The 18,948-nt window shown below is 54.6% G+C and carries 16 protein-coding genes; 8 read left to right on the forward strand and 8 right to left on the reverse strand.

Annotated features, from left to right (window positions below; translation table 11 throughout):
- Nucleotides 1-35: 35 nt before the first annotated feature.
- The 7 genes from MOY_RS10825 to MOY_RS10855 form a co-directional block, all read right to left on the reverse strand.
- Entirely contained in the window at nt 36-662 is a 627-nt protein-coding gene (locus MOY_RS10825; RefSeq protein WP_009099580.1) for an OmpW/AlkL family protein, read from the reverse strand.
- Between the two features lie 397 nt (nt 663-1,059).
- On the reverse strand, nt 1,060-4,725 hold the full coding sequence (gene putA / locus MOY_RS10830; protein WP_009099581.1) for a bifunctional proline dehydrogenase/L-glutamate gamma-semialdehyde dehydrogenase PutA: 3,666 nt from the start codon (nt 4,723-4,725) through the stop codon (nt 1,060-1,062).
- A gap of 92 nt (nt 4,726-4,817) precedes the next feature.
- Nucleotides 4,818-6,308 (reverse strand): sodium/proline symporter PutP, encoded by a 1,491-nt coding sequence (gene putP, locus MOY_RS10835; protein WP_009099582.1) that lies wholly within the window; start codon nt 6,306-6,308, stop codon nt 4,818-4,820.
- A 348-nt stretch (nt 6,309-6,656) separates the two neighbouring features.
- Complete coding sequence (gene putA, locus MOY_RS10840; RefSeq protein ID WP_009099583.1) at nt 6,657-9,848, reverse strand: bifunctional proline dehydrogenase/L-glutamate gamma-semialdehyde dehydrogenase PutA; 3,192 nt, start codon at nt 9,846-9,848, stop codon at nt 6,657-6,659.
- A 198-nt stretch (nt 9,849-10,046) separates the two neighbouring features.
- Nucleotides 10,047-10,880 carry an AraC family transcriptional regulator gene (locus MOY_RS10845; protein ID WP_009099584.1) on the reverse strand — a complete coding sequence of 278 codons (834 nt, stop codon included), beginning with the start codon at nt 10,878-10,880 and terminating at the stop codon, nt 10,047-10,049.
- 45 nt (nt 10,881-10,925) lie between these two features.
- Complete coding sequence (locus MOY_RS10850) at nt 10,926-11,294, reverse strand: hypothetical protein (protein WP_009099586.1); 369 nt, start codon at nt 11,292-11,294, stop codon at nt 10,926-10,928.
- 267 nt (nt 11,295-11,561) lie between these two features.
- The gene (locus MOY_RS10855) at nt 11,562-11,969 is read right to left on the reverse strand and encodes a CBS domain-containing protein (RefSeq protein WP_009099587.1); all 408 of its coding nucleotides are present in this window, start codon (nt 11,967-11,969) and stop codon (nt 11,562-11,564) included.
- Between the two features lie 203 nt (nt 11,970-12,172).
- On the opposite strand from MOY_RS10855, the gene MOY_RS10860 reads away from it, so the two are divergent.
- From MOY_RS10860 to MOY_RS10895, 8 genes are all read left to right on the forward strand, one after another.
- Nucleotides 12,173-12,721, forward strand: coding sequence for a YqaE/Pmp3 family membrane protein (locus tag MOY_RS10860; protein ID WP_009099588.1), 549 nt, complete (start codon nt 12,173-12,175; stop codon nt 12,719-12,721).
- A gap of 98 nt (nt 12,722-12,819) precedes the next feature.
- A complete protein-coding gene (locus MOY_RS10865; RefSeq protein ID WP_009099589.1) occupies nt 12,820-13,689 on the forward strand; it encodes a carboxylate/amino acid/amine transporter in 870 nt (289 codons plus the stop codon).
- A gap of 93 nt (nt 13,690-13,782) precedes the next feature.
- Nucleotides 13,783-14,715: an NAD(+) kinase gene (locus tag MOY_RS10870; protein WP_009099590.1), complete on the forward strand. Its 933-nt coding sequence runs from the start codon at nt 13,783-13,785 to the stop codon at nt 14,713-14,715.
- Between the two features lie 2 nt (nt 14,716-14,717).
- Nucleotides 14,718-15,704, forward strand: a complete 987-nt coding sequence (locus tag MOY_RS10875; protein WP_009099591.1) for a metallophosphoesterase — start codon at nt 14,718-14,720, stop codon at nt 15,702-15,704.
- Nucleotides 15,705-15,910: 206 nt separating this feature from the next.
- Nucleotides 15,911-16,759, forward strand: a complete 849-nt coding sequence (locus MOY_RS10880; RefSeq protein ID WP_009099592.1) for a rhomboid family intramembrane serine protease — start codon at nt 15,911-15,913, stop codon at nt 16,757-16,759.
- A gap of 14 nt (nt 16,760-16,773) precedes the next feature.
- Nucleotides 16,774-17,058, forward strand: coding sequence for a YeaC family protein (locus MOY_RS10885; protein WP_009099593.1), 285 nt, complete (start codon nt 16,774-16,776; stop codon nt 17,056-17,058).
- Nucleotides 17,042-17,923, forward strand: coding sequence for a DUF2797 domain-containing protein (locus MOY_RS10890; protein WP_009099594.1), 882 nt, complete (start codon nt 17,042-17,044; stop codon nt 17,921-17,923). Before MOY_RS10885 ends, MOY_RS10890 begins: the two co-directional genes overlap by 17 nt.
- An 81-nt stretch (nt 17,924-18,004) precedes the next feature.
- Nucleotides 18,005-18,430 (forward strand): CopD family protein, encoded by a 426-nt coding sequence (locus MOY_RS10895; RefSeq protein WP_009099595.1) that lies wholly within the window; start codon nt 18,005-18,007, stop codon nt 18,428-18,430.
- Between the two features lie 36 nt (nt 18,431-18,466).
- Here MOY_RS10895 and MOY_RS10900 read toward each other — a convergent pair whose 3' ends face one another.
- Complete coding sequence (locus MOY_RS10900) at nt 18,467-18,925, reverse strand: DUF2231 domain-containing protein (protein WP_009099596.1); 459 nt, start codon at nt 18,923-18,925, stop codon at nt 18,467-18,469.
- Between the last annotated feature and the right edge of the window lie 23 nt (nt 18,926-18,948).

Here is an 18,948-nt window from a genome sequence, read left to right on the forward strand (position 1 = left end):
TACCACTAGCGTATTAAACGCTAGTGGCGCACTCGTTAAAAACGGTAGCTAATGCCTGCCATGATGACGACCGGGTCGATCTCTACGGTGCCAGCAGCCTCGCCATTAATTGTTGCGTCTGTATCAATATCGATGTACCAAGCCGCAGCGTTGAGCGCCCAGTTATCATCGATTAACAGGTCAATGCCCAACTGGCCTGCGGCCCCCCAGGAGCTGCTTAAATCCAGATCGCCAATCGCAAGGCTCTCATCAGAGAAGTGCGTATAGTTGATACCAACACCCGCATAAGGCTGTACTCGTGCATTGGTTCCACCCAACGGGTAGTACTGAACCGTTAAGGTGGGTGGTAAGTGTTTCGTTGAGGCTAGGTTGTCGCCATTCAGCTCGATGTCGTGCTTAAACGGCAGTGCCGCGAGAAGTTCCACGCCGATTTTATCGTGGAAGCGATAGCCCAGAGTAAAAGCAAAATCAGTTTTGTCCTGGACGTCGACCGAGAAGGCGCCTCCTGCTAGTGAGCCGTTATCACTTTTCGGAGTCACCTGCGCCACGCCCACACGGGTAAAGAAATCACCGGCGCCATAGGCGAAGGCTTGGCTGCTGGTAGCCAGTGTAGCTGCCGCGAGGCCAGCGGCAAGTAGGGTAGGTACAGTACGGTGGCGCATAGCGTTGCTCCTAGCGGATTAAGTCACTTCATTAATGGGTCACATCTTAATAAGAAGTTTATCGACTCGTAGCAGAGCAGTTATTGACCTAGGGCAATGAGCGCTAAGAAGTATTACAAAAACTACCTAATTAGTTCTGCGAGCGGGCTTGAATAGCCTGTGGGGAGTCTTTGCTGAAGCTGTTAGTTAGGCTGGTGGTCGATGTTTGGAAAGCCTGGAGAGGTCGCCACAAGTAAACGGGCGTCACTGACATCAATGAGACCCTCCCGCAACAGACGGGAAGGCCTCAGGATCAATCGATCGTTTAGCTAATTTAAGTGCGGAATCCGCGCTCGATTAGCGAACAATATGTTGATGTTCATCCGCAGCTCAGCTGCAAAAATGAAAGCTGACGGGCCTATTCGGCCGTAGCCAGCAGGCTAGCGTTGCCGCCCGCTGCGGTCGTGTCGATGCACAGATGACGCTCCACCACAAAACGATCCGGTGCGATGGTCTGGGTCTCAAGCGGTATGATGGCTCCTTCGCGTTTCGCCAGGGCAACCAGCAGCTCACGCGGCCAATCGCTGGCGCCAGCGGCAGCGACCGCCGCAATGCCTTTGATCTCGCTCAGCGTTGCGGCGGAGACACTCCCATCAAGCCCGGCCACGGGTGCGCCTGCATCAATCAGCGGTTGAACTACTTGAGCCGCGCCTGGCGCGACGACGATGGCTGCACAGCCTGTGCCGAGGGCTTGAGCAGCCTGGGCAATGGCGATATCCAGGGTCGGCCCTAGGCACAGAATCACTCCCTTTGGATACATCGCCAAACGGTTGCTTTCCCCCGTCGGCCCCGGCAGTGTCTGCGGCGTCATATCCAACGCTGCCGTTTCAGCCAGCGCCTTGCGGATCACGCCGCCTTTGCCAGCGAGCGCTTTGCGCAGTACCTCAATTCGATTGGGGCGCACCGCCCAGTTGCGTGAATCTAACCCGTCGAAGGCGGCCTGCAGCGCTTGAAGCGTCACGGCATCTCCCTGGGGCGCGTCGCTGTGCTCAGCGGCGGCAGTGCGGCGGAAACGCGTGATATAGAGCGGCCCGCCTGCTTTGGGGCCAGTGCCGGAAAGGCCTTCGCCGCCAAACGGTTGAGAGCCAACGATGGCACCAATCTGATTGCGGTTGACGTAGACGTTGCCAACATGGATACGCTCGACGATCTGTTGCACGCGGTCATCAATGCGGGTGTGCAGTCCGAAAGTCAGCCCGTAACCCTTGGCATTGATATCGTCGACGACCTTGTCGATATCCCGCGCCTTGAAGGTAGCTACGTGCAGCACCGGGCCGAAGATTTCACGCTCGAGATCTTCGATGCCCCCAACCTCAATTACCGCGGGGGTAACGAAGGTGCCGGTGGTTGGCGCGGAGAGCTTCTTCAGCACCTTGCCCGCTTTCTCGTGGGCGGCTACGTATTCGCTTATCTCGGCCTGGGCGTCGGCGTCGATCACGGGTGATACGTCGGTGTCAGTATTCCAGGGGTCGCCAATGGTAAGTGAGTCCATGGCGCCATAGAGCATGTTGAGCAACCGGTCGCGGGCCTCTTCCTGAACATACAGCATACGTAGCGCCGAACAGCGCTGACCGGCCGACTGGAAGGAGGAGATCAGGATGTCGCGCACCGCCTGCTCGGTCAGCGCCGTGGAGTCCACAATCATGGAGTTGAGGCCACCGGTCTCAGCGATCAACACAGCGTCGGGGCCTGCATTCTCCGCCAGGGCTTTGTGGATGATCTGTGCCACTGGAGTCGAGCCGGTGAAACAGACACCCGCAATACGCGGATCGCTGGTCAGCGGGCCGCCCACCGTTGGGCCGTCGCCTGGCAGCAACTGCAGTGCTGCTTCCGGCAGACCCGCTTCACGCATTAGCTCTACCGCACGGGCGGCGATTAGCGGCGTTTGCTCGGCGGGCTTGGCAAGCACCGCGTTTCCAGCCACCAAGGCTGCTGCGATCTGGCCAGTCGTAATTGCCAACGGGAAGTTCCACGGGCTGATACACACGAAGATACCACGGGCGCTGCCGGGCTCTTCTGCTTCCAGGCGCTCGCCTTCGTTGGCGTAGTAGCGTAGGAAATCCACGGCCTCACGCACTTCTGCGATGCCGTCGAACATCATTTTGCCAGCTTCTCGTGTAGTGATCACGGTGAGCTCGGCGATGTGCTCCTCGTAGAGGTCGGCGGTACGGCGCAGTATCTCCGCACGCTCGGCCACGGGGCGCGCCGACCATTCGCGGAAGCCTTCCTCGGCGGCGTCAAGCGCAGTGGCGACCTCTTCTGGGGTGGCCTCATGCACCTTGCCAATCACACGCTTGCCGTCGGCAGGGGAGTGGGCATCTCGCGCCGGGCCTTGAGGGGCGGGATTGCCCACCAGCATAGGGCCAGCTGTCCAGGTGGTATCTGCAAACGCTTCGCGGGCGTTGAGCAGTGGCAGGATCGAGGCGGGTTCGTTGATACGATAGCCCTTTGAGTTCTTGCGGTCCGGCGCGAACAGCTCGCCGGGCTGGCGAATCAGCGGGCTTGAAACATCGTTGCCGAGCTGCTTAAACCCTTCAATCGGATCCTTTGAGACGTCACTGGGCGGAATAGAGCTATCTACCACCTGGTTAACGAACGAGGAGTTTGCCCCGTTCTCTAGCAGGCGGCGTACCAAGTAGGCCAGCAGGTCGCGGTGCGCGCCGACCGGGGCGTAAATGCGGCAGTGTGTGCCTTCTGTCTCTTTAACGATGTGGTGCAGCGATTCGCCCATGCCATGCAGGCGCTGAAACTCGTAGCTGTCTTTGTCGCTGCCTGCCATCTGTGCTATAGCGGCACAGGTATGGGCGTTGTGCGTAGCGAACTGCGGGTAGATGCGGTCGCGACGGTCGAGCAGCATTTGGGCGCAGGCCATGTAGCTGACGTCGGTATTGACCTTGCGCGTGAAGACCGGGAAGGTCTTCACGCCCATCTCTTGGGACAGCTTAATCTCAGTATCCCAGTAAGCGCCTTTCACCAAGCGTACCATAATCTTGCGGTTAAAGCGTTCGGACAGTTCGTAAAGTGCTTCAATCACGGGTGCGGCGCGGCGGCCATAGGCCTGCACCACGACGCCGAAGCCATCCCATCCATCTAGGCTTGGGTCTGACATTAGTGCCTCAATCACATCGAGAGAGAGGTCCAGACGGTCTTGTTCTTCGGCGTCGATATTGAAGCCGATATTGGCCTTGGCGGCCTGCTGCACCAACTCTTTGGCGCGCGGCACCAGTTCCGCCATTACCGTATCGCGGTGGGTGTATTCGTAGCGTGGATGCAGCGCAGAGAGCTTTACCGAGATGCCGGGGCTGCCGCGCACATCGCCCTTGGCTTGCTCTGCAATGGCGGTGATCGCTTTGGCATAGGCCTGGTGATAGCGGATGGCGTCCTCATCGGTACGCGCTGCTTCACCTAGCATGTCGTAGGAGTAGGTGTAGCCCTGTTTCTCCAGTTCGCGGGCGTTCTTCATACCTTCTTCGATGGTCTGGCCGAGCACGAACTGGCGGCCAAGAATCTTCATAGACTGGCCAACCGCCTTACGCACCACCGGTTCGCCCATGCGGCGTACCAGCCCGCGTAGTGCCCGCGTAGGACCTTTGGGGTCTTCACTCAGCACCTTGCCGGTTAATAGCAGTGCCCAGGTTGAAGCATTGACCATTGAGGAGGAGGACTTGCCTAGGTGGGCGCCCCAGTCAGAGGGCTCGATCTTGTCGTGGATCAGGTCGTCAATGGTTTCCGCGTCGGGCACACGCAGCAGCGCTTCTGCCAGACACATCAGGCCGACGCCCTCGGTGGTTGAGAGTCCGTACTCGGCCAGGAATGCCTCCATCATTGAAGGAGATCTTTCCTTACGCACACGCTCTACGTACTTGGCACCAATGGCGGCGACCTTTTTGCGGTCGTCCTCCGACAGCTTGATACGCTCAATAAGCCCGTGCAACACATCTGCCTCATTGGCGTCGTAGTTGCTGCGAATGCGGGAGCGTAGTTCACTCACGTCGCTCTGCAGGTGATGATTGGCTTCGTTCATACAGGGTCTCTCCTTGCTACACGAGAGGGCTCCCGCGGGAGCCCTCTCGATACGTTGAATGCGCTCTACGCTCTGCGCCTCACGGCGTGTTACTAGCGATCAATATGCTGATATTCACCAGCGTCGTCAGTCATGTTGCTCACCACTAGGATGGCGATGAAGGACGCGATGAAGCCTGGAATGATCTCGTATACACCCGGGCCACCCATGAACTCACCGTTCCAACCCAAGGTAATCCAGAGCATGACGGTGACAGCACCCACTACCATGCCTGCAAGGGCGCCTGCACCGTTTGTACGTGACCACATGAGCGACAGAATGATCAGAGGCCCAAACGCCGCGCCAAAGCCTGCCCAGGCGTTACTGACCAGCCCCAGTACTTGAGAGTCTTCGTCAGAAGCGATAATAGCGGCAACCACGCCCACAAGAACCACGCAAACACGGCCGACAGCCACACACTGCTGCTCAGTCGCTTTTTTGTGCAGGAACAAGCGATAGAAGTCCTCGGTCAGCGATGACGATGATACAAGCAGTTGGCTAGAGATCGTGCTCATCACGGCAGCCAGCAGAGCAGCATAGAGGAAGCCGGTGATCAATGGATGGAACAGCAAGTCCGCCAAAATAATGAAGATTGTTTCTGGATCCTGAACATCTAACCCATTACGAATGGCGAAGGCACGGCCAAAGATACCCAGAGAAACGGCACCAATTAGCGAGACAAGCATCCAGGCCATACCAATATTACGGGCAACAGGCACGTCTTTTTGCGAGCGAATAGCCATGAAGCGCACAATGATATGCGGCTGCCCAAAATAGCCAAGCCCCCAGGTAACGGCAGACAGCCACCCTATGAAGGTCAGTCCTGATGTCCAAGATAGCAGCGTGGGATCTACGCTATTGAGTGTTTCTGACGCTTGAGAGAAACCGCCGCCACCTTCGCCAAATAGAACTACTGCAGGCATGATCACCAATGCCAGCATCATGATGCAGCCCTGCACGAAATCCGTCATGCTCACGGCTAGGAAGCCGCCAACAACGGTGTAAATAAGCACCACGCCGAGTGTAATCATGACACCCATACCGTAGTTGCTCATATCACCGAAGTTGTATATGCCGGAAAACGCGCTTTCAAACAGCTTGCCGCCTGCCACTAGGCCTGACGCGGTATACACGGCGAAAAAGATCACAATAACAATAGCTGATACTGTGCGCAGAGCCAGCGCGCGCGTTGGGAAACGGTTCGCTAGAAAAGCAGGAATGGTAATTGCATTACCGTAGTGAATCGTCTGTTCACGCAGGCGTGGTGCGACCAATATCCAGTTGAAGAGTGCACCTACCAGCAGGCCGATACCAATCCAGGCCGACCCCAAGCCAGAGACAAACATTGCGCCGGGTAAGCCTAGGAGCAACCAGCCACTCATGTCCGAAGCGCCGGCCGAGAGGGCCGCCACTTGGGGGCTGAGGGTTCGGCCACCCAGCATGTAATCTTCAGAGGAAGACGTAGATTTGCGCATAGCGTAAACGCCTATGGCGATCATTAGCGCAAAGTAACCCAATAAGCTAATCCAAACACCAGTAGCCATGAAACTTCTCCAGTTCGTCAGAACGGACCTAGGCTTTGTCGAAAAATACCCGCGTTAGCCGACTTTTCGTACAACCCTAGCTCCGACAGGTTTAGCGTGTTTACCGGGTATCGCTCGGTAAGAACGCCGTCTTTTTTTGTTAACCCTTTATCTCTTTCACGTTACTGGCCCCGAAGAGCGCCTGCTAAGAAGGTGGTCAGAAAGGTTGTGGTTTTGCTTGTGTGCAATGTTCCCTGTGCCTAGTACACGGCCTGGGTAGGCCGTGAATGTGAAGGCAATCGCTCTATTATTTTCAACCATGAGACGGTTCCTTTTCAGGAGTTCAGGTTAGAAGTATTGATGAGCCGATCACTCATCGCCTAGCGCCAGCAGCGACGCGTTGCCACCTAGGGCGGCGGTGTTGTTCGTAATGGTTTTTTCGGTAATAAAGCGCTGCAGATAGTGCGGGCCACCGGCTTTTGGGCCGGTGCCGGAAAGCCCTTGACCACCGAAGGGTTGAACGCCAACCACTGCGCCGATGATATTACGGTTGATGTACACATTACCTACACGAATTTTCTGCGCTATTTCAGCGGCAAATGATTCGTTACGGCTATGTACCCCAAATGTTAGTCCATAACCCCGGCCATTAATGTCGTCAATCACACGTTTAAGCTCGCTGGCCTTGTACCGCACAATGTGCAGCACTGGGCCGAACTGTTCCTGGGTAAGGGCGTTGATGCTGTCAATCGTAAACGCAACCGGCGCGACAAAGGTACCGTGTTGGGTGTGCTCTGCCGCCATGGGTGTTTCAGCGACTAAGCGATTCTCACCTTTTAATTTTTCGATATGGGCAAGCAGGCTTTTACGGGCATCTTCATCAATCACTGGCCCCACGTCGGTGCCCAAGTCGCGAGGGTCGCCTATGTGCAGTTCGTTCATGGCGCCTTTTAAGATGTCGATAACGCGGTCGGCAACGTCATCCTGCAGGTAAAGGACGCGAAGTGCTGAGCAGCGCTGCCCGGCACTTTGAAACGCCGACTGAATCACGTCGACGACCACCTGCTCGGGTAGGGCGGTGGAATCGACAATCATGGCATTCATGCCGCCGGTTTCAGCAATCAGCGTTGGCAGTGGTGCGTTTTCACGTGCAGCGAGGGCGCGATTGATAATTTGTGCTGTGTCGGTGCCACCCGTAAATACTACGCCGGTGATACGCGGGTCGGAGGTCAACACGCTACCGACGGTGGGGCCGTCGCCAGGCAGTAGCTGCACCACGTCGCGTGGCATACCCGCTTCGTAAAGCAGCTCAATCACCCGGTGGGCGACAATTGAGGTTTGCTCTGCGGGTTTTGCCAATACGGTATTGCCAGCAACCGCCGCTGCAACGATTTGCCCACAGAAGATGGCGACTGGGAAGTTCCAGGGGCTAATGGCGGCAAATACCCCTTTACCCCCCATCATTAGACGGTTGGATTCACCGGTGGGGCCAGGCAGTTCAATGGTTTCGCCAAACGACTCTTCAGCGCGCATCGCATAGTAGCGGCAGAAATCAACAGCTTCTTTAATTTCATCCACGCCATCAGTGAGCAGTTTGCCGCCTTCGCGGGAGCAGAGCGTCATCAGCTCGGCCATGTGCTCTTCCATCAGGTCGCCCAAGCGGCGCAGAATCGCAGCACGCTCAGCAACCGGTGTCGCATCCCAGCGGGGGAAGGCTTCCCAAGCTGCGTCTAGGGCTTTCGCTGCTTGCTCTTTACTGGTCCATTGCACGCTACCTACGGTTTGTCTGCGATCAAATGGTACCGTCACGCTGTGAGTGTTAGCAGCGTCGTCATTGACTTCGAATGCCAGCAGCGGCTTGGCCGCATACTGTTTGTCCATAAACTCAGCCATTTTCTCCTTAATCGGGTAGTAATGGCTGCGGATATTGAGGTTAATCCCGCGGGAGTTTCGGCGTTTCGGGCCAAAAATATCCTTAGGTAGCGGAATACGCTTGTTGTAGAGCGTTTTTTGCTGGCGCAGTGTCTCAATGGGGTGCTGGCAAAGCGATTCTACCGGCACATCCGGGTCCACAATTTGGTGGACGAAGGAGGAGTTCGCGCCGTTTTCAAGTAGGCGCCGTACTAAGTAGGGAAGTAGGTCTTTATGGGCGCCTACCGGGGCGTAAATGCGGCAGTAAGTGCCTTTCGGCGCACGCTCAAGGGCGGCGTCATAGAGCGCTTCACCCATGCCGTGCAGGCGTTGGAATTCAAATGGACGGCTGTCGTGGTTCGCTAATTCAAGAATGGTCGTAACGGTATGGGCGTTATGTGTAGCAAACTGAGGAAAGATACGCCCCTGGGTGTCGCTCGACAGCAGGAACTGAGCACATGCTAGATAAGCCACGTCCGTACATGCTTTACGGGTAAATACCGGGTAACCGTCAACGCCAAGCTGTTGAGACTCTTTTATTTCGCTATCCCAGTAGGCGCCTTTCACCAAGCGCAGTGGGATCTCGTCGCCCTGCTCATCCGCTAAGCGATTAATATAGTGAAGAACTGGCAAGGCCCGCTTGGAGTAAGCTTGGACAACCAGACCAAAGTGGCCCCAGCCTTTTACAGCACTGCTTGAATACACCGCGCGGAAAACCTCAAGGGATAGCTCTAGGCGATCCACTTCTTCGGCATCAATGGTGACCGCAACATCCAACTCACGCGCTTTGGTAACCAGCGTGATGACGGTATCAACCAGCTCTGCCAGCACCTGCTCGCGACGGCCAAACTCATAGCGTGGATGTAGGGCGGAAAGCTTAATAGAAACCGATGGCGCTGGGGTCTTATCACTTAATGATTTACAGGTTTTACCGACTTGCTCGATAGCGCGCGCGTAGTCATCAAAATAGCGTTTGGCATCATCGCGGGTGCGGGCCGCTTCACCCAGCATATCGTAGGAGTAGGTGTAGCCTTTATTAAACAGAGGTTTGGAGCGCTTCAGGGCTTCATTAATGTCGCGCCCCAGGACAAACTGCTTGCCCATGATTTTCATTGCTTCGTACATAGCCCGACGAATAACGGGTTCGCCCAGGCGGTTGACCATGCGATTAATAAAGTGAGCCGGTTGGCCCTCTTTAGGGTGGTCAAGCTTAAGCACGCGGCCGGTCATTAGTAAGCCCCAGGTAGAGGCATTGACCATCCAAGATTCGCTTTTACCTACATGCGACTGCCAATCAGCCGGGCCAAGCTTATCTTCAATCAGCGCATCAGCGGTGGCTTTGTCAGGAATACGCAGCATGGCTTCCGCAAGACACATCAACATCAGGCCTTCGTGGGTATCCAGGCTGTACTGCTGCAATAGTTCGTCGATCGTGTCGACGGCGGTATCCATCTTGCGCACATCGCGCACCAGCGCTGCGGTATTAGTCTCAATGCGTGCGAAATCTTCGCGATCGGCATCCAGTACCTTGATCAGTTCGCCAACAAACGCGTCTTCATCCACGATGTAGTGGTCGCTAACACGCTGCATCAACATATCAAGGTCGGTTTGCCAGATGGCAGGATCACGCATTTTTTTGGCATTGAGCATTGAGGCCCCCTTGATTCTGCACTAGATCAGTAGATGGCAGGGCATAGTGCCCAAGCTAACGCCCGAATGTAGAACGCCCCGTCCTTGGGTGTATGTCGTTTTCATGGCAAAACGTGTCAATTTCACGGCAAGATGGATGTTGTTTAGACTTTAGTTTAGTTTCTTAGGGCTTTCCAACGACTCTTCAACGGCTATGCTTCACGGCTGTAAGGGAGTAGGCAAAATAGTAGAAAATGATGATGAAGGGTGAGAGGCAATCGGCGTAGTAGCCCCCTGGCGCAATTTACGGGGCGATAAGCCATAGCTGCGCCGAAACGCGTGAGAGAGCGCGCTTTGGTTGGCAAAACCGGTTTGAATGGCAATATCGGTCAGCGGGAGCCGGCTTTGAACAATAAGTTGCCTAGCGGCATTTAAGCGCTGTCTTTTTACGTACTGCCAGGGTGAAAGGCCCGTTTGGGCGCGAAAGCGTTCTGAAAAATGTGCTTCGCTCAAGCAGGCAAGTTTGGCTAAATCGGCCACGCGTAGCTCGTCGGCCAAATGTTGGCGAATAAAACGATCGATTAGGTCAAGATCAAGGCGGCGCTGGGCAGCGCTAGGAGTTGAGCCCAGGCGGGCTTTTAATGAGCCTAATAACGTGGCAGCAAGGCGGTCTTGTTGGAAAGAGGTGGATGGCGTGTCAAAGCCATGGGTCAGCTCGCTCTCGACAAATGCTAAATAGTGGCGAAGTGGATTATCCAAGGCGAAAAAACGCGGAGCATCAAAAAGGGCGACTAGTTCACGATGCTCACCGGTGAGTGCGGGGGCATCTTCTGGTAAATCGAGAATAAGCTGGCGGTTATGGCCATGGCCCGAGTAGTAGTGCTCATGGTTAGCAGGCACGATACAGCCTGAAAAAGCGTTCACGCGCCCGCCTAGCCCCTCAATTTCAAATTCTGAAGAGCCACACAGCGTAATCACGATTTGATGGAAATCATGGGAGTGGTGCTTAGTGGCACTTTCCAACGGGATGTGCCGAATAGTGCTGCCAGGCATAATGATCTCCTCGTGACTATTACGGGCTATGGCGTAAACCAGCGCTTAACGTTGCTGAGACTCTCGCAGTGCTGTATGGGCGGCTAGATGATCGCGCAGCACGGTAAGCTCCGCATGGCCTTCTTGGTTAAGCAACGATTTCCCTTGGGCAATTTGCCAACGCCGCCCATGGGTATCCATTAAATGCATGGCCCGGCGACGTATGCTGTCTAGGTACTCATCGTGCCTAATGGGGTAGCCGATAATGGTATTCCACTCAGTTTCACTGACTTGGCTCTCTAGTGCTTTATCAAACAGTGCTATTAAATCTTTGGGCTCGGTGCGGTAACGAGGCGTTCCCACCGATATTAGTGCTAGAAAAACGCAGCCTATAACCAGTAAGCAGACCCCTAGCACCAGCAAATAAAGCGCCATGTTTAGCTCCCTATAATTTCCGGTGATAGTGACGGCTAGTATACGCCTGCACTTGGAGAGACGAAAATTTTGCGGTTTTGCGAACTTTTTCTGAGCAAAGTGTCTGAGAGTGTACAGGCAACATAGTGATAGCAGTCGCTAATAGTGTTGTTCTGGCTATTGTTTTCGATCCCTTGCTTCCGCTGCTTATTAAATTAAGCAGCGGTTTTTTTTGGTTAACGTTTAACTTGATAAGCGCTTATTGAGTCATAAAAGGTCAGGTTGTGCTCAATGGCGACGAATCGTCAGTAAGGCGATTAAAATATCCCGGCGGGTGACCGTACCCACTAACCGCCGCTGCTCAACGACGGGATAAATCTTTGGTTTGGCCCCCATCATTTCCTGGGCTAGATCAGTGATACTCTTATTCGGTGTCGTGGTAAGCACTTCCTGGCGCATTAATTCGCGAACCAGAGGCGCCTCATCATCATGGTAAATACTGTCTAATACGCGACCGAGCACGTCTTGCTCTGAGATAAAGCCAATTAACTGGTCAGAGGCGTCCACGACGGGCGCACCGGGCAAGCGGTGAAGGGCTAATCCCTGTGCGAGCGTGGTAATCGAGGTCTCGGGCGAGACACGATAGCAGTCACGAGACATAATATCGCGAACAGTATCGGGGGTCTTCTTATTCATGGTGGCACTCCTTACGACATGCTATTCAACCCATGATGGGAAGGTGCATCGCCTGCCAGTTTGTTTAAGAGAGTGAATCACTTTTCGGAAACAAAACGGGCCAACGCTTTTCATACTGTAGGAGATTTAACGGGTTCTGCGTTGCTCCTCCTAAGCTGTTTTTCAACGCTTTTGTTCTTTTTAACGGGTGTAAGGAGTCTGAAATGGACGCACGTGAGTATCTTAATCGCCAAGGCGTTGGTCTTGATCGCGACCAAGAGCGGCCTAACACCTTGGAGGAGAAAGCCTGGGAGCGTGCCCGTGGGGCGGGGAGTCAACGCCCTAAGTCTGGCACTCCTCACGACTGGCAGGATTGGGAGCGCCATCATGATGACCTGGCAGAAGGGGCTGATACCTTAGAGCAGAAAATCGATAAGGAAGCCCACCGTAAAGCGCTGGCGCGGGAGAGGGAGCAAGCGGAACTTGCTCAATCGTCCGTAGAACACTTTATCCCACCCACACCCCCCTCATCGACAATGCCAACCTCTCAGCAAAGGGCGGCTGTTAAGCCCAAAGCGTCAGTGAATCCCCAGCCTGTCTCAGAACCTGCCTCGCTGCAGATTGCCTATAGTGCGCTGGCGGTACTGCTGCCACCTCTTGCGGTTGGATTGACCGGGGGAGGGGGAAAGCGTGTGACGATGGCACTTTTATTAACACTATTGGCGTGGGTGCCTGGGGTTATTTATGCACTTGGCTGGTTAAAACAGCGATAAAAGAAGGGTTGAAAGGGTATTAAGCCAGATTTGCCCATTGGCAGCGTGTTTGATAGGCGTATAATTACTGTCAACTTTTATACACAAAGAGGTTTACGATGGGCTACCTTGTCGGAGTGACGGCGCTTTGGGCGTTCTCATTCTCGTTAATTGGTGTTTACCTGGCGGGCCAGGTAGATAGTTATTTCGCTGTTTTGGTAAGGGTTACCCTGGCTATGCTGGTGTTCCTTCCCTTTTTGCGCCCCAGCTTGCTTCGTGGCAAGCAGCGCTTGGCGCTCATGGCCCTAGGCGCTGTGCAGTTGGGTGTTATGTATGTGTTCTTTTATCAGTCATTTTTGCTGCTATCAGTGCCTGAGGTACTGCTATTTACCATCTTTACGCCTGTCTATATAGCGCTGCTGGATGATCTTATGTTTGGCCGCTTCACTCCTATCTATCTCGTTACCGCCGTGCTGGCCGTACTGGGTGCTGGTGTGATCCGCTACGACGGTGTGGACAGCGGTTTTTGGGTAGGATTTTTGGTAGTACAGGGCGCTAACCTCTGTTTTGCCATTGGGCAGGTTGGGTATCGGCGCTTGGCCGCCGACCTTCCGCCCACGCTGCCTTGGCATAGCGTGTTTGGCTGGTTCTTTGTCGGTGCTATGGTGATTGCCCTGCCTGCCTTCCTGCTGTTTGGTAATACCGCTGCCTTACCAACGACGTTCGTTCAGTGGGGGGTATTGGCTTGGCTAGGCCTCGTAGCCTCAGGCGTTGGTTATTTCGCTTGGAACCAAGGAGCTGCTAAGGTGGATGCCGGCACGCTGGCAGTGATGAACAATGCGCTGGTGCCAGCAGGTTTGGTGGTCAATCTCGTGATCTGGAATCGCGATGCCGATATTGCCAAGCTTATTTTAGGCGCGGTGATCATGATGGCTTCGCTTTGGCTCAATCAATGGTGGCTAAAGCGTAGAACCCCAGCCGCAGCATAATGACCCTGTTACTTCAGAAAGCCGGCAGGCGACTTATTTGCTCGATACCGCCCGACTCTACATAATGTCGGCTGATGCTAGCGAGAGCCGCCCATGCCTGATACTCCGTCGATACATATTGCACCAGTGGATTTTGCGCGAAAGGGTAAGCCGTTCAAAACGATTGGTTTAATCGGCCGCCTTGGCAGTAATGGGGTGGTTGACTCGCTAACGCGCCTGGTTACTTACTTAGTTTCTCACGGCTACAAAGTGCTGATTGAAGATCGTACCGCCACGGTTGTTCCAGACCACGGTCAGCCAGAAGCCAGCCGCCGCATGCTGGGTGAGCTGTGTGACTTAGTGATTGTGGTCGGTGGAGACGGCAGTTTATTAGGCGCTGCTCGTACCCTCTGCCGCAGCGGTACGCTGATTTTAGGCGTGAACCGTGGGCGTTTAGGCTTTCTGACCGATATTTCACCGTCTGAGCTTGAAACCCGGGTAGGAGAAGTACTGGCGGGGGAGTTTGAGGTTGAAGAGCGCTTCTTGTTGGACGCGGTGCTCTACCGTAACGGTGTTGCGGTAGGTAATGGCGATGCGCTTAATGAAGTAGTGGTGCATCCTGGCAAAGCAGTGCGCATGATTGAGTTTGAGCTGTTTATTGACGGTCAGTTTGTTTATAGCCAGCGTAGTGACGGCCTGATTATCGCCACGCCTACCGGCTCTACCGCTTATGCACTTTCTGGCGGTGGGCCGATTATGCACCCCAAGCTGGATGTGGTAACGCTAGTGCCCATGTTTCCCCATACGCTTTCAAGCCGCCCCATCGTGATTGATGCTGCCAGTGAAATACGCATACATATTGGTGAAACTAATCACTCCTACCCCCATATTAGCTGCGACGGACAAACCCGAGCAGTGGCTAAGCCTGATGATGTATTGGTGATTAAGCGTAAGCCAGAGCGTGTTCAGTTGGTGCATCCCATTGGACACAACTTTTATGAAGTGCTGCGCAGCAAGCTTGGCTGGAGCCATCGGTTAGGGGATTGAGTATGGAGGGTTACGATTTAATTGGTGATGTGCACGGCTGTGGCGCCACCCTGGCGGCCTTGCTGGAAAAACTAGGCTATCACCAGCGCGGTGGGGTATACCGCCACCCGCGCAGAAAGGTTATTTTCCTGGGTGATTTGATTGATCGCGGCCCGCGTATTCGCCTAGCGGTGACTATTGCTCGGCGGATGGTGGAGGAGGGCGAAGCACACATCGTGATGGGTAATCACGAATATAACGCTCTGGCCTACACACATCCGGCTCCTCCGGGGGGTAACCGGCGCTGGCTACGGGAGCATACGCCACGGCATAACCGAATTATTGAAGACACCCTGGCCCAATATAGGGACTACACCAACGAGTGGGAAGACACGCTGGCGTGGTTCAAAACGATCCCTCTATTTTTAGAGCTAGACGGTATTCGAGTTGTGCATGCCTGCTGGGATGACGAGCTAATTAGCCAGCTAACAGCGCGTGCTCCGGATGCCCGAATGGACAGCCGCTTCTTAGTTGAATCCACCGACCCCTCCACCCAAGCATTTCGGATACTGGATCGCTTGACCCGCGGCACCCATATACCGCTCCCCCCGGGCGTGGCCATTCACTCAGGGGATGGGTTTACACGGCAGAGTTTTCGTGCGCACTTTTGGTCAGCTAACCCTCAGCAGTGGGGGGACGTGGTTTTTCAACCCGATAACCTACCTGGAAACTTGGAGTCTCGAAGCTTAACGCCCCAGGAACGTGAGCGGCTAAGCTACTACGGGCCTGAAAAGCCGCCACTGTTTATTGGCCACTACTGGTGCGAGGGAATTCCAGCGCTGCCCACTAATAATATCGCCTGCCTGGATTATAGTGCAGTAAAATACGGACGATTAGTGGCTTATCGTTGGAGTGGTGAAGAAACGTTGAACGCTGATCATTTCGTTTGGATTCAAGTGCCTAAAGAGGAGCGGGCGCTACCTAAGCCGTGGGAAATCGATTTTGATTAAGTAAAGATAACAAAGTATACATACGGTTACATATTTTTTGCAAAACTGCTGAACTAACCCTGTTGCCGGCTATCAGAGTAAGTGTTCCCTTGAATGATCCCTTGCTTTTTACCCGGCGGCCCCCTCCGCCGGTTTTTTTTTGTTTGTACGCTGGCCAAACCGATTGCAGACGCTGGGAATACCTAAATGCAAATAAGGAAGTCGCCATGCATCCAGTAACGCTTTTACCCCTAGGTGCAGATACCAGCGAGCTGCGTAAGGCATTGTGGCACTACCGCATTGGGCACCGCATTACTGATGAAGCCGATGGACAGCTGCTGTGGGTCGCTGACCCACGCCAGCACACGGAGTTAACGAGCCTAGTAGCGCGTTGGGAGCGGGGAGAAACGCTAATTGTTGATGCCCCCAAAGCCCGTCCACCTGCGTCACGCAATATTTTTGCGATAATCCGCCAGTTACCCGTCACCGCCTTAATGATCGGTATAAGCGTGCTCATCTTTGCGTTAACCGGCGTTTTTGGTGACCTACTGATCGTGGCGCTCACCATCGTGCCGGTGGGCGTATCGGGTGGGCAACTAGTGTACGGCTCACTTGGCGACACGCTTGCTTCTGGGCAGGTATGGCGGTTGTTGTCGCCAGCGTTTTTGCATTTTGGCTGGATGCACCTGATATTCAACCTGATGTGGGTGTGGTACTTCGGCCGCCAAATTGAGCAGCTTCAAGGTAGCCGCACCATGTTACTGCTGCTTCTGGTGGCTGGTATTGGAGCCAATTTAGCCCAATATGTTACCGGCACCGTTCTGTTTGGCGGCATGTCTGGCGTTGTTTACGCACTGCTTGCCCATGTATGGCTGATGTCCCGCCGTGTGCCACGTAGCGGCTTTTTTGTGCCGCAAATGCTTGTGGTATTTATGCTGGGTTGGATGGTGTTCACCATGATGGATGTCGCGGGAAGCGTAGGTTTTGGCAATGTTGCCAATGAAGCGCACTTGGGTGGACTGCTCGTGGGGCTGGCGTCAGGCTGGTATTATTCATCCAAACGAAGAAAACGCTGAGCGAGGAGCTTGCGATGAGCGATATGACTTTTGATCGTATGATCAACCAAATGACCCCCGCAATTTATGAGAGCCTTAAGCAGGCGGTTTCGCTGCGTAAATGGCCTGATGGCCGTCGCCTAACGCCAGAACAGACAGAGCTTTGCCTGGAAGCAGTAATGCGTTTTGAGGTTGAAAATAATGTGCCTGAAGAGAACCGTGTTGGCTACCTTGAGCACCGCACCTGCGGGGCGGGTGCGACGGGCGCTGGCGTTACCCCTGAAATGGCAGGACTAGCCCGGGATGCCACGCGTGACTGACAGTCTGTTCTCTTCCCAGTCACTGAATGCTCAACCACCCACTGCCCAGGGTTGCTTAACTAAAATGGCAGCGGCACTGCCTGCTAGCCCAGACGATTCAGTGGTTTACCACTTGCGGGCAGGCGAGCAGCGTCTTTTGCTCAATACGTTGATTGGGGAGCGGCTCAGCCTTACCTGGAGCGGCGCGATTGCTTGCACTCACTGTGGACGGGCGACTAAAAAAAGCTTTGCCCAAGGCCACTGTTACCCCTGCTTTAAACGCTTGGCGCAGTGCGATACGTGCATTATGAAGCCGGAAACCTGCCACTATCACCTAGGCACTTGCCGTGAGCCTGAGTGGGGTGAAAAGCACTGCTTCCAGCCGCATATTGTCTATTTGGCAAACTCATCAGGGCTGAAGGTGGGTATTACCCGCAAAACTCAAATGCCCACCCGTTGGTTAGATCAGGGAGCCATTCAAGCGCTACCCATACTGGAAGTGGATACGCGTCAACAGTCTGGCCTTGTCGAAATGCTGTTTAAAGAGCGGGTGGCTGATCGCACTAATTGGCGCGCGATGCTCAAGGGTGAGGTGGAAACGCTAGATTTAGCCGCAGAGCGCGACCAGCTTTTTCAGCAGCTGGCTGATGGGTTAGCCCAGCTGCGTGAGATTCACGGAGCCGGAGCCATTCGCACGTTGGATGAAAAGCCGCTGCACTTTCATTACCCCGTCGACACTTTCCCTCGCAAGGTAGTCTCGCATAATTTTGATAAGAAGCCTCTGGTTGAAGGTGTGCTACAGGGGGTGAAAGGGCAGTATTTGATGTTTGATACAGGCGTTATTAATCTACGGAAATTCACAGGTTACGAAATTACGGTGCGTTAAACGGCTAGCCAGAGTGGCTTGGGTTGACTAAGGTTAATGGTGTAAAAATATCCCTGCCCAATGCAACGCAAGGAAGCCGCAATGCCCTGGCTAAAACTGCTCCACATTGCCGCGCTGGTTATCTGGTGCGGCTCACTTCTGTATTTGCCGGCGCTGCTTAGCCAGGCACTTCAGCTTCGTAAAGATGCTGGCTTTGCTCAAGGCGCTCCGCCGATGCCGCGGTTTTTCTACAATTCGGTAGCGACGCCAGCAGCGCTTGCAGCGATTGCTTCGGGCACGCTGCTATTTCTGTTGCATGGGTTGTTAGGCGGCTGGTTAATTCTAAAACTTGGCGCTGTGGTGGCGATGGTGGCTGCCCACGGCTGCTTTGGCTGGCTAATTTTACGCTTGGAGCTGGGAATCCATAAAGGTGTGAAATCCGCCACGCTGCTTGCATTGTTGCTAGCGGTGGCGGGTATTTTAGCAGTACTGGGGTTTGTGTTGGCCAAGCCCTTGGACTGGAGTTAAGTGTTTATGAAAAGTCTTAGTGCGCCTTCTTGGCTGCTAATCAACATCCACGCCTACTGCGTGCTCGTACACCAGTTGGCCTCCCAACCAGCCAGCCAGCGCAATAAGTGCGGCAGTGAGCAGCGATACGGCCAGGCCCCAGGGCAGAATGGCGCTGGGTTCATTAAGCCGCAGCAGCCAGTTAAACGACGCCAGCGAGAGCATTACAACCGCCACAATCGCATGGCTCCAGCCGGTGATAAGTCGGCGGATGCGGGCAACGGTTACCAGGTCAATGATTCCTGCGATAGACGCTATCCAGCCACCAAAAGCGCCTACGCCCGCCAGCCAAAGGCCGCTACGCAGCCAAAAGGGGTCGTTGGTGTACCAGTAAGCCAGGTCGCTTGCTACCAGTGCCATCAAGGCGGCTACAGGAAAGTGGATCATTACAGGATGCAATGGGTGGCCAGCCAGAGAAGCTCGGCTTTTTATCGATCGTTGGGGAGTTGGTGCCATGGTCACTTCCTGTGGGCAGACAA

It is taken from the genome of Halomonas sp. GFAJ-1, assembly GCF_000236625.2.
GTDB lineage: Bacteria > Pseudomonadota > Gammaproteobacteria > Pseudomonadales > Halomonadaceae > Vreelandella.